The organism is Kitasatospora sp. NPDC024654, from assembly GCF_055559155.1.
This window is the reverse complement of sequence record NZ_JBVHLF010000139.1, coordinates 1-10,943: the sequence shown is the minus strand read 5'-3', so window position 1 is coordinate 10,943 and position 10,943 is coordinate 1. Positions and strand designations below refer to the sequence as shown.

Below are 10,943 nucleotides of genomic sequence, written 5' to 3'. Positions count from 1 at the left end.
TCACCTGCCGGCCGCCTGACCACCGTCCCCACTGGGCCCGCACCACCGTAACCGCCCTGGAAAGCCGCCCACCCGGCACGACAGCCGGGCCGTCCACCTACCCAGACACACCGCAACGGCGCCAACGGCCAGCACAGAGATCAACTGACCAGCCGTCGGCCACTACCTGCGGATTCGGGTCTGAGGTCCACACGCATTCAGTTGTCAGAAAGGGCTGATCATGGCTTTGCATGCTTTGTCAGACCGCCACGCAGACGGGTCACCGCCGTTGCCGTGGCGGCCCTGATGGCCTTCGGCTTCTCCCCCCGGCGCATGGCAGACCGCCGTGGCGGACGGCGGTAGGCCAGTCAGCACCGTCCTCGCCTGGGGAGACAACGGCTTCGGCCAGCTGGGGGACGGCACCAACACCGACCGGAACACGCCGGTGCCGGTGTGCGCGCCCGGTCGGACGGCCCCCTGTACCCAGTTCCTCGCCGGCGTGGCGGCCGTCGCGGCAGGCGGTGGCCACAACCTGGCACTCAGCAGGGACGGCGCCGTCTTCGCCTGGGGGCTCAACAACTTCGGTCAGCTGGGTGACGGCACCACCACCAACCGGAACACCCCGGCGCCCGTGTGTGCGCCCGGCCGGACAGCCCCCTGTACCCGCTTCCTCACCGGCGTACGCGCCATCTCGGGAGGCGGCTCCTTCAGCCTGGCCCTGGCTGACCTTCACGAGTCCCACCACCCGCAGTGGCCTCTCGTCCCGCGAGTTGACATCCATCGATGACGTCAACGACGGCGAGCTGCGACGGATCAGGGCGTACGCCGGCGGTCAACCCTGACCGGCCGGCGTACGCTCGATGTGCCCTGCGGAGCTTCGACGTGCCGCCGGGCTTCTCCCGCGCCCGTCGCTCCGACTCGGGCTCGAGGGCGTGCGTCGCAGGGGGGTGGTGACGGCTCCGGCGGGCGACCGTGAGACCGAACCGAAACGCGCCACCGCTGACTGCCCGTCACCCGTTGCCGTGCGACCCGTGCGTCCGGGGTACCCTGAACGCGCTGATTCCGGCGAGCAGTTGGGTGCCGGAGACGCCGTCGACCAAGTGCTCGCCGACGATGATGCCCGGCATGAGTGTGGTCAGTAGGGCGGCGATGGCTTCGGGGTCCGCGTCCGGCGCGATATGGCCGGCCTGCTGCCAGTGGCGGGCGAGTTCACCGAAGTGCTCACGCGCCGTGCGGTAGTAGCGGGCCGTGCGTTCGCGCAGGTGTGGGCGGCGCAGCGCTTCGGTCCAGGCCTGCATGGCCAGCTGGGACAGGTCGTAGTCCGCGTTCTCGCCACGGCGGTGCACCGTGTTCGTGAGCAGCTCCAGGGTCCGAGCCGGGCTCGGCACGGGGTCGGCCGCCAGCAACTGCGTGAACATCTCCTCGGTCAACGCGAGGGCTTCGTCGACGGTGGCGTCGATGAGCTCGTCCTTGCTGCGGAAGTACCGGTAGACCGCACTCGACGACATCCCGGCGGCCTCGATGATCTTGTCCATTGAGGTGGCGTGGAAACCGTCGCGGGAGAAACAGCTCCATGCGCTGGTCAGGACGTGGCGACGGCGGCGGGTTCGGGTCTCCTCCGAGATGCGCGGCATGCGCCGAGTCTACCCCAAAGGGAAACGATCGTTTGCTCTTGGTTATGGGTCGGGCTATGCTCTCAACGAAAACGATCGGTTCTCTTTGAGAGGTCGTCATGAAGGAGTCCGCCACCACGCCCCCCGCACTGACCGGCGTGCACCACCTCAAATTCCCGGTCAGCGACCTGTCCGCGAGCCTGGCCTGGTTCGAATCCGCGTTCGGCGCTCGACGGGTGGCCGCACAGGACCACCGGGACCAGCAAGGGCGGCTCTACGCCGTGATCGTGATGCTGCCCGGGCTGACGACGCCGGTGGAACTGCGGCTGGCGCCCACCGCCGCGCGGGCCTTGGCCGGCTACGACCCGGTGACCTTCGGTGTGGCCGACCGCGCCGGGCTCGAGGCCTGGGCCGCACACCTGGACACCGTCGGCATCGCACACTCGCCGGTGATCAACGGCTACATCGGGCAGCTGCTCGAGCTGAGCACGCCGGACGGCTGCGCCGTGCGCCTCTACACCGACCCGGTCGGCGGCTTCGACCGGGTCGAGATGCACCCGGACCAGGCCGACATCGACAGCGCCTGGCTCAACCCGGCTCTCATGGCCCGCCCGGACGCGTACTGACGCCCAACGCACCCGCACCGCACGGCAGCACCCGCCCGGCCACGACACCCCACACCCCACAGGCCACCGCCCGCTGCCGCCGGTAGAAGTCGAGGCCGGCCACGGCGTGCGTGCGGCCACAAGGGGCACGGATGGCCGCTGTTGGTGACTCGTACGGCCGGGGTACGGCGGCCGTACGTGCCCCGCCCGGTTACATGAGCTGGGGATGTCGCCCCGTCGGCCCCGACCAGACGCGAGGGAGCAATGAACGAAGCACGCGAGAACCGGGAGAGCAGCGCCTACGACGTGGTCGTGCTGGGTGCCGGCCCGGTCGGCCAGAACGTCGCCGACCACGCCCGCGCCGCCGGCCTCACCGTCGCCGTCGTGGAACGTGAACTGGTCGGTGGCGAGTGTTCCTACTGGGCCTGCGTCCCCAGCAAGGCCCTGCTGCGGCCGGTCATCGCCCTCTCCGACGCCCGCCGGGTGGACGGTACCCGGCAGGCCGTCACCGGCCGGCTCGACACCGGCCGGGTCTTCGCCCGCCGCAACCACTACGTCACCGACTGGGACGACTCCGGGCAGGCCGAGTGGGTGAAGTCCATCGGCGCCGACCTGTTCCGTGGCCACGGCCGCATCGACGGCCCCCACCGCGTCACGGTCACCAGGGACGACGGCGCACGCCTCGTCCTCACCGCCCGGCACGCGGTGGCCATCGCCACCGGCAGTCGACCGCTGCTGCCCGACATCCCCGGCATCCAGGAGGCCCGGCCCTGGACGAACCGGGACGGCACCGACTCCAGCACGGTCCCCGGCCGGCTCGCCGTCGTCGGAGGCGGCGGAGTCGCCATCGAGATGGCCACCCTCTGGCAGGGCCTGGGCTCCCAGGTCACCCTGCTCGCCCGCCGCCGCCTGATTCCCCGTATGGAACCCTTCGCGGGCGAGCTCGTCGCGCGCAACCTCACCGAGGCTGGCGTGGACGTGCGGATCGGCACCCAGGTCACCACCATGCGCCGCCCGGACCCCGGAGGGCCCGTCACCCTCACCCTCGACGACGGCACCGACCTGCAGGTCGACGAGATCATGTTCGCCACCGGCCGGACCCCCAGCACTGACGACATCGGCCTGGACACGGTCGGCCTCACTCCCGGCAGATGGCTGGAGGTGGATACCACGTGCCTGGTCCAGGGGGTCGACGGCGCATGGCTGTACGCCGTCGGCGACGTCAACCACCGGGCCCTGCTCACCCACCAGGGCAAGTACCAGGCACGGACCGCCGGCGACGCCATCGGCGCCCGCGCCGCAGGCCTCCCCGTGGACGACGGCCCATGGGGGGACCACGCCACCACCGCCGACCAACACGCCGTGCCCCAGGTCTTCTTCACCGATCCCGAGGCGGCCTCCGTGGGTCTGACCGCCGAGCAGGCGACCCAGGCCGGCCACCGCGTCAGGACCGTCGACCTCGACTTCAACGCCGTCCAGGGCGCCAACCTGTACGCCGACAACTACGGCGGCCACGCGCGGATGGTGGTCGATCTCGACCGGGAGGTTCTGCTCGGGGTGACCTTCGTCGGCCCCGGAGTCAGCGAGCTGCTGCACTCGGCGACCGTCGCGGTCGCCGGCGAGATCCCCCTCAAACGGCTCAGACACGCTGTCGCCTGCTTCCCGACGGTCAGCGAGATCTGGCTCTTCCTCCTCACCGCCTACCACCGCGACCACACCTGAGACGGGCGGGAACGAGCCCGCCTCTTCGAGGCTCGGGTGGCGAGTCCGGAGGTTCAGGGCGGCGTGAATCGACGACGCGGCGTTCCACAGGTTTTCGGCCGTGAAACGCCCCGCCGGGCGCCGGTCGTGCTGCAACCTTCCCGTTCCCTGAGTTGTCGCGAACGGCTCGGCAGTCGAAACGCGCTCACGAAACGCTGACGGGTCGTGAGCGACTTCACGGGCTGTGGTCCTGCAACACACCCACAACCAGCCGTGCTATCAACAATTTGAGTGCCGTTGCTGTTCACTGAGGGAGTGCCGGAACCAAGAGGTCCCCGGTATCTGCCAGCAGTCCGGCGAGGCCTGCCGCAGCCCCTTCAGCAGTGGAACGAGAGGAGACGCCGCGTGGATGAGGTAGTGGTGGTGGGGGCAGGACCGACCGGATTGCTGCTGGCGGCCGAGCTGCGGTTGGCGGGAGTGCCCGTCAGAGTCCTCGAGCGAGCTGCGGAGCGCAGCCCGTATTCCAAGGCGCTCGCACTCCATGCGCGCAGCCTGGAGGTCCTCGCCATGCGGGGCATCGCGGAGCGGTTCACCCGTGAGGGCTCCCCATTGCCTGTCGCCGGGTACGGGGGAGTACAGACCAGGCTGGACCTGTCCCTGCTCGACAGCCGATTCCCGTACGCGCTGATCATCCCCCAGCGCCGCACCGAACAGTTACTGGAGGAAAGGCTGCGGGAACTGGGAGGTGAAATCAGCTGGCGGCACGGTGTGCTCGGAGTCCGCCAGGACACGGATGGCGTCGAGGTCGACGTGGAGGGCCCCGACGGGCCGTACACCCTGCGGACAGCCTGGGTGGTCGGTTGCGACGGTGCCGGCAGTACCGTACGGTCCTCCGCGGGTATCGACTTCCGTGGCAGCTCGACCACGGTGACGGGATTCCTCGGAGATGTGTGGCTCGATCTGCCGCAGCCCGCGGCGTCCCGGCCCTACAGCAACGAGCACGGCGGCATCAACATCTTCGCGCTCGGAGACGGCTACCACCGGATCGTGGGAACCTACCAGGATTTCGTGCACGTTCCGTCCTCCCAGCCGTTCACGTTGGAAGAGCTCCGCACGGCCGTAATGGCCGTGGCCGGCACGGATTTCGGGCTGCGCAAGCCCCGCTGGCTGTCCCGCTACGGCAATGCCGCGAGACAGGCCGCCCAGTACCGCAAGGGGCGCGTCCTCCTCGCCGGGGACGCCGCCCACATGCACATGCCCTTCGGCGGGCAAGGACTCAACGTCGGCCTGCAGGACGCCTTCAACCTCGGCTGGAAACTCGCCTCGGTCTGCCACGGCCGCGCCTCGGCCGATCTGTTGGACACCTACCACGAGGAACGACACCCCGTGGGTGCGTCCCTTTTGGAGAACACCCAGGCCCAGACGGCCCTGGGCGCCGTCCACACTCCGGACATCCGGGCATTGCGCACCACCCTGAGCAGGATCCTTTCCAGACACCCCGAAGTCAACAAGGAATTGGCCGGCCAGGTCTCGGGCCTGGATGTCGTCTATCCAGCCGGGGACGGTGACCCTCTCGTGGGAACCCGCGTTCCCGACGTGGACCTCGACGGGGCGACCGCACCGAGCCTCTATTCGCTCATGGATGACGGCCGTTTCACTCTCCTCCACTTCGCGGATAAGGCATCCGCGCATCACTTCGCCGCCGCGGTGACGTTCGCCGGAGGTGCGGACCGTCTTCACGTCGCCAGAGCACGCGCCATGGCGATGAACCACGGGTGGGACGGGGTGGACTCCGTTCTGGTGCGCCCGGACGGTCATGTCGCCTCGGCCGGCTACAACACGGGCGGACTTTCCGCACCACGTTCGACCACGGGGAATCAGGTGCAGGCGACCCAACGCAGTGCCGGCGCCCCCGCTGGAGCCGGACTCACGGGGGAGGAGGTCATCCCTGCCGCAGATTCCGCGGTGTCGAAGCACGAGGTCTTTTCGGCCAGCCACTGATCGGAGGTGAGGGCTGTTGCGTCCCAGGAAAGGCCCCGGAACGAGAGGGGCCCTGAAGGACGTGTCGCAGGCCTCGGCGTACCGGGCAGGCACGGGGCCGATCGTCATGGGCGCGCTGTGGCCCGGGCTCACCGCCGCCACGCTGGTCCTGTCCCGTCTGGCGGTGACCTTGTGGGACTCCGTCACCCGGGAGGATCACCGGTCGGTGGTGGAGACGGCCGACGTCCGCCACGTGCCGAGCAATAGTCAAGACCTGTGGATGCGGCCTTCCGGGTCGGATGCGGTGATCTCGTCTGTTGCGAGGCGGGCTTCCTCACGAACGTCCGGGTCGGGGTGGCGGAGGAAGGGCTCGATCAGTGGGCTGGCCTGCGGGTCCTGGGTGGCACCGAGGATGTAGAGGGCGAGCGCGAGGAGTTCGGGCGTCATCTTGGACATGGCCGGGGCCAACGGCTCGACAAGATCCAGGGGCAGGCTGTGGTGGTTGAACGCCTCGCCGATCGAGTTCAGGGCGGACTCACGGACCTTGGTCACTGGTTCATTGACGGCCAGGCTGACGAGGCGTCCGACGAGCAGGTGCGCGGCGTCGCCGTCGAGCGCGGTGCCGCGCAGGAGGTCCCCGAGTACCGCAGCGGCGACGTCTCGCCGGTCCGGATCGCGGTCGGTCAGCGCCTCAAGAGCCGCGAACATGTCCTTCACGCGGCAGCCGCCTTGGGCCGCTCGACCAGAACGCCGTTCTCAAACCGGGCCCCCGCGCGGACCAGTGGCACCAGGTGGGCGCCGGTGATAGCGCGCCACCGGCCCTGGGCGGACTCGACCAGCTTGAACACCATCGCGAGCGCGGCGGCGGGGCTGCCGGCACCGCGGGTGACCTTGGTGCGGAGCTTGACGGTGGAGAATGTGGACTCGATGGGGTTCGTGGTCCGTAGGTGGATCCAGTGCTCCGCCGGGAAGTCGTAGAACGCCAGCAGCTCCTCGCGGTCCTCTGTGAGTTTTGCCACCGCCTTGGGCCACTTGGCGCCGTAGGTCCTGGCGAACGCCTCGATCGCCCGCTCGGCGTGCGCGCGGTCCTCGGCGTTGTAGATCTCCTGCATCGCCTTGGTCGCGCCCGGCTGTGCGGACTTCGGCAGGGCGTTCGAGACATTGCGGGCCTTGTGGACCCAGCACCGCTGATGGCGGGTGGCCGGGAATACCTCGGCCAAAGCCTTCCACAGGCCCATCGCGCCGTCGCCGATGACCAGTTCGGGGTCGCGCATGCCGCGGCGGCGGCAGTCGCGCAGCAGGTCGGCCCACGACTCGGTGGATTCGCGCAGTCCCTCCGCGAGCGCGATCAGCTCCTTCGTGCCGTCCAGTCGGACTCCCAGCAGGACCAGGACGCACGAGTGCGCCTGCCCGAGCCGCACCTTCGGGTGCACACCGTCGGCCCACACGTAGACGAAGTCGCGGTCCGACAGGTCGCGGGCCTGGAAGGCGGCGTGGTCGTCGCTCCACTGCTTCGTCAGCCGGGTCACCGTGGCCGGTGACAGGCCGGCCGCGCCGCCGAGGAACTGCTCCAGCGCGGGTACGAAGTCGCCGGACGACAGTCCGTGCAGGTAGAGCAGCGGCAGCACCTCGGAGATCTTCGGCGACTTGCGGCACCACGGCGGCAGGATCTTCGAGGAGAACCGCTTGCGCTCGCCGGTCTCCTCGTCGACGCGGCGGTCGTTCACCCGTGGCGCGGTGACTTCGACCGGGCCGGCCGCGGTGACCACCGTGCGCGGTCGGTGGTGGCCGTTGCGGACCACCAGACGGCGGCCGGCTCCGTCCGTCTCGGCAGCCAACTCAGCTATGTACTGGTTGACTTCGGCCTCCAGTGCGGCGGCGAGCATGCGCCGGGCGCCCTCGCGCACGATCTCGTCGATCAGGGAACCGGACTCGGTGGAACCGTCGGCGGTGACTACGCTGAGCACTGGGCGTGCCTTCCCGACCCGCGCTGCGAACGCGGGCCTACTCGGTGACCATCACAGGATCATTCGGGAAGGTACGCCCTCCGCGTGCCTTCCCGGAACCGATCCACAAGTCCTGAGCATTGCTCCCACGTGCCGGTGCACGGGCGGGACGCGGACGCGTGTCGGGGGCTGGCGTCGTCCAAGCGGGCGGCGGTCGACTTCGCCGGAATCGGGACCTCTGGGTGGTGGCCAGGTCGTCGACGGTGTCGGCCACCTGGCCGTACCGGGGGCTTGCATTGACCGCTGGGTTCCGGCACCTGGAGTCGTGGGGGTGACTGTCAGGTCCGCCCGTCCTGGGTACGGGGGACAGGACCGCGGTCAGCGCGGACAGCGTCGCCTCCGGGGCTTCCTCGGCGGGGTAGTGGCCACAGTCGGGGATGTCTCTCTGCTCCTGAAGGAGCGGATCCCGCCGGCCACGGCGTTCCGGCGGCCGACGAGGGACGAAAACCATGGTCCCATCACCCTAAAAAGGGCTCATCGCTCTCTTCTGTGGGTCTTGATGGGGCTCGGTTGTGCTCGGCCGGGCAGGGGTCGGGCGTAACCGGCCAGGCAGAGCAGGATCATGGCGCGTAGGGCCTGGACACTGCGGAAGCCGTAGGCCCGGCGGATGAGCAGGCGGATCTTGGCGTTCATCGATTCCACCCGGGCGTTGGTGAGCCGGTGCGTCAGCGCGTTGGCGATGTCCTGGCGGCGGGCCCGGATTGTGCGGGCGAGCCGGACGAAGGGCTTGAGCTTGCTGCGGGAGGCCCAGGCGAGCCAGGCGTCCAGCAGCTGTACGCGCTCCGCGCCGCCGGGCGCGAACACCTGCCGCAGTTGCTCCTTGAGTAGGTAGGCGCGGTAGAGCGGCTTGTTGGCAGTCTGGATCAGCGACAGCTTGGCCCGTTGCCGGGTGAGGAGGAATTGTCAAGACCTGTGGATGAGGGATGGTTTGCTGCTGGCAGGCGGATGGGCTTGAGTCTCCGGTAGGGGGAGGTGCGAGGGTGAGGGCATGGACGGCGCGCTCTACTCGATCGGTGATCTGGCCCGGCGGACCGGTCTGACGGTCAAGGCCATTCGGTTCTACTCCGACTGCGGGATCGTGCCGCCGACTGACCGTAGCCCGGCCGGTTACCGCCTTTACGACCTCGACGCCGTCGCACGTTTGGACCTCGTGCGGACACTGCGCGGCCTGGGACTGGACCTCCCCACCATCCGGAAGGTCGTGGACCGCGAGATCTCGCTGCCCGAGGTCGCCGCGGCGCACGCCGAAGCACTGGCGGTGCAGATCCGGATGCTGCGCCTGCGGCGCGCGGTGCTGACGGCGGTGGCCAAGCGCGGGTCCACCCCTGAGGAGATGGATCTCATGCACAAGCTGGCCAAGCTCTCCGAGGACGAACGCCGACGTCTGGTCGACGATTTCCTCGACACTGCCTTCGGCGGCCTGGACGCCAGCCCCGAATTCGCGGGGATCACGCGCTCGATGACTCCCGAACTGCCCGACAACCCCGAGGCCGAGCAGGTCGAGGCGTGGGTCGAGCTGGCCGAGCTGGCCCAGGACCCGGACTTCCGCGCCTGCATGCGGCGCATGGCCGAGCACTATGTGGCCGATCGCGCCCAGGGCAGCACCACACGCCTGCGCCGCGACCCCGCCGCAGCGGTCCTTGACCAGGTCGACCCCGCCCTGGTAGCCGGCATCGCCCCGGGCTCACCCCAGGCCGAACGGGTCATCGCGGCGGTCATGGCTCAGTACGCGCACGCCTTGGGTCGCCCCGACGACGTCGACCTTCGGCGCCGATTGTTGACCCGGCTGGAGACCGCGAACGACCCGCGCAGGGAGCGGTACCTTCAGCTGCTCGCAGTGATCAACGGCTGGTCGGCGCCGGAAAGCCTGGCGCCGGCGTTCGACTGGTTCATCCAGGCCTTGGGCGCCCGGATACCGGCGTAGCGGGTCGGTCGGGCGACGCGGCGTGGCCTGCCCGGTCATGCCGCCTTCGTCTGGTCGGGTTCGACCAGCAGCCCGTGCTCGAAGCGGGCGCCGGCGCGGACCAAGGGGACGAGGTGGGCGCCGTTGACGGCCCGCCAGCGGGCCTGGGCGGACTCGACGAGCTTGAACACCATGGCGAGGGCGGCGGCGCGGGAGCCGGCGCCCTTGGTGACCTTCGTGCGAAGGCGGACGGTGGCGAAGGTCGACTCGATCGGGTTGGTTGTGCGCAGGTGGATCCAGTGCTCGGCCGGGTAGTCGTAGAAGGCCAGCAGGACGTCCTGGTCGTCGGTGATCTTCTTGACGGCCTTGGGGAACTTGGCCCCGTAGAGCTTGGCGAACGTCTTGATGGCCCGCTCGGCGTGGTCGCGGTCCTCAGCGTTGTAGATGTCCTGGATCGCCTTCTTCGCTGCCGGCTGGGTTGACTTCGGCATGGCGTCAAGGACGTTGGCCGTTTTGTGAACCCAGCACCTCTGCTCGCGGGTATCGGGGTAGACCTCACGCAAGGCCTTCCAGAATCCGAGCGCGCCGTCGCCGACCGCGAGGACAGGAGCGTGCATGCCCCGTCTCGCGCAGTCCCGCAGCAGTGCGGCCCAGGACTCCGAGGACTCCCGGTAGCCATCGGTCATCGCGACCAGTTCCTTGGTGCCGTCCGCGCGGACCCCGATGACGACCAGGACGGCGGCCTTGGCCTCGTCCAGGCGTATGCGCAGGTGGATGCCGTCGACCCAGACGTAGACGTAGTCGGTGCCGGAGAGGTCTCGTTCCTGGAAGGTGGCGTGGTCGGCCTGCCACTGGGCGGTCAGCCGGGTCACCGTGGCCGGGGACAGCCCGGCCGAGGAGCCGAGGAACTGCTCCATTGCCGGGACGAAGTCGCCCGAGGACAGGCCGTGCAGGTAAAGCAGGGGCAGCACCTCGGCGATCTTCGGGGACCTGCGGCACCAGGGCGGCAGGATCGCCGAGGAGAACCGCTTGCGCTCGCCGGTGGCCTCATCGACGCGCTTCTGAGGCTTGCGGCTCGGGGTGACGTCAGGGCGAGGTGAGGATCAGGCCGGTCTCGCGGATGAAGCCGTTGAGAAGGTCGGGGCGGTACTGCATT

Annotated in this window: 8 protein-coding genes and 2 pseudogenes; 5 read left to right on the top strand and 5 right to left on the bottom strand. The window is 69.5% G+C overall.

The annotated features are described in order from the left end of the window. The first annotated feature begins 325 nt into the window (after positions 1 to 325). On the top strand, positions 326 to 766 hold the full coding sequence (locus ACZ38L_RS36545; protein WP_465701856.1) for a hypothetical protein: 441 nt from the start codon (positions 326 to 328) through the stop codon (positions 764 to 766). A 223-nt stretch (positions 767 to 989) separates the two neighbouring features. Here the strand turns inward: ACZ38L_RS36545 and ACZ38L_RS36540 are convergent, their stop codons facing one another. Further along, complete coding sequence (locus ACZ38L_RS36540; protein WP_465701854.1) at positions 990 to 1,613, bottom strand: TetR/AcrR family transcriptional regulator; 624 nt, start codon at positions 1,611 to 1,613, stop codon at positions 990 to 992. A 98-nt stretch (positions 1,614 to 1,711) separates the two neighbouring features. On the opposite strand from ACZ38L_RS36540, the gene ACZ38L_RS36535 reads away from it, so the two are divergent. The 3 genes from ACZ38L_RS36535 (at position 1,712) to ACZ38L_RS36525 (ending at position 5,899) form a co-directional block, all read left to right on the top strand. Beyond that, the gene (locus ACZ38L_RS36535) at positions 1,712 to 2,218 is read left to right on the top strand and encodes a VOC family protein (RefSeq protein ID WP_465701852.1); all 507 of its coding nucleotides are present in this window, start codon (positions 1,712 to 1,714) and stop codon (positions 2,216 to 2,218) included. Between the two features lie 243 nt (positions 2,219 to 2,461). After that, entirely contained in the window at positions 2,462 to 3,919 is a 1,458-nt protein-coding gene (locus tag ACZ38L_RS36530) for a dihydrolipoyl dehydrogenase family protein (protein WP_465701850.1), read from the top strand. A 384-nt stretch (positions 3,920 to 4,303) separates the two neighbouring features. Beyond that, complete coding sequence (locus tag ACZ38L_RS36525) at positions 4,304 to 5,899, top strand: FAD-dependent monooxygenase (protein WP_465701848.1); 1,596 nt, start codon at positions 4,304 to 4,306, stop codon at positions 5,897 to 5,899. A 246-nt stretch (positions 5,900 to 6,145) separates the two neighbouring features. Here the strand turns inward: ACZ38L_RS36525 and ACZ38L_RS36520 are convergent, their stop codons facing one another. The 3 genes and pseudogenes from ACZ38L_RS36520 to ACZ38L_RS36510 form a co-directional block, all read right to left on the bottom strand. After that, a complete protein-coding gene (locus tag ACZ38L_RS36520) occupies positions 6,146 to 6,586 on the bottom strand; it encodes a HEAT repeat domain-containing protein (RefSeq protein WP_465701858.1) in 441 nt (146 codons plus the stop codon). 5 nt (positions 6,587 to 6,591) lie between these two features. Further along, the gene (locus ACZ38L_RS36515) at positions 6,592 to 7,845 is read right to left on the bottom strand and encodes an IS256 family transposase (RefSeq protein WP_465701846.1); all 1,254 of its coding nucleotides are present in this window, start codon (positions 7,843 to 7,845) and stop codon (positions 6,592 to 6,594) included. A 513-nt stretch (positions 7,846 to 8,358) separates the two neighbouring features. Continuing rightward, positions 8,359 to 8,763 (bottom strand): annotated as a pseudogene (locus ACZ38L_RS36510) (ISL3 family transposase); the annotation flags it as partial. Between the two features lie 109 nt (positions 8,764 to 8,872). Here ACZ38L_RS36510 and ACZ38L_RS36505 point away from each other — a divergent pair. Beyond that, complete coding sequence (locus tag ACZ38L_RS36505) at positions 8,873 to 9,808, top strand: MerR family transcriptional regulator (protein ID WP_465701844.1); 936 nt, start codon at positions 8,873 to 8,875, stop codon at positions 9,806 to 9,808. Positions 9,809 to 9,843: 35 nt separating this feature from the next. On the opposite strand, the pseudogene ACZ38L_RS36500 reads toward ACZ38L_RS36505, so the two are convergent. Further along, positions 9,844 to 10,860 (bottom strand): annotated as a pseudogene (locus tag ACZ38L_RS36500) (IS256 family transposase); the annotation flags it as partial. Between the last annotated feature and the right edge of the window lie 83 nt (positions 10,861 to 10,943).

What these genes read in the sequence shown, in the direction of transcription:
- ACZ38L_RS36540 (WP_465701854.1), bottom strand. Translation starts at nt 1,613, where the DNA reads ATGCCGCGCATCTCGGAGGAGACCCGAACCCGCCGCCGTCGCCACGTC.
- ACZ38L_RS36535 (WP_465701852.1), top strand. Translation starts at nt 1,712, where the DNA reads ATGAAGGAGTCCGCCACCACGCCCCCCGCACTGACCGGCGTGCACCAC.
- ACZ38L_RS36530 (WP_465701850.1), top strand. Translation starts at nt 2,462, where the DNA reads ATGAACGAAGCACGCGAGAACCGGGAGAGCAGCGCCTACGACGTGGTC.
- ACZ38L_RS36520 (WP_465701858.1), bottom strand. Translation starts at nt 6,586, where the DNA reads ATGTTCGCGGCTCTTGAGGCGCTGACCGACCGCGATCCGGACCGGCGA.
- ACZ38L_RS36505 (WP_465701844.1), top strand. Translation starts at nt 8,873, where the DNA reads ATGGACGGCGCGCTCTACTCGATCGGTGATCTGGCCCGGCGGACCGGT.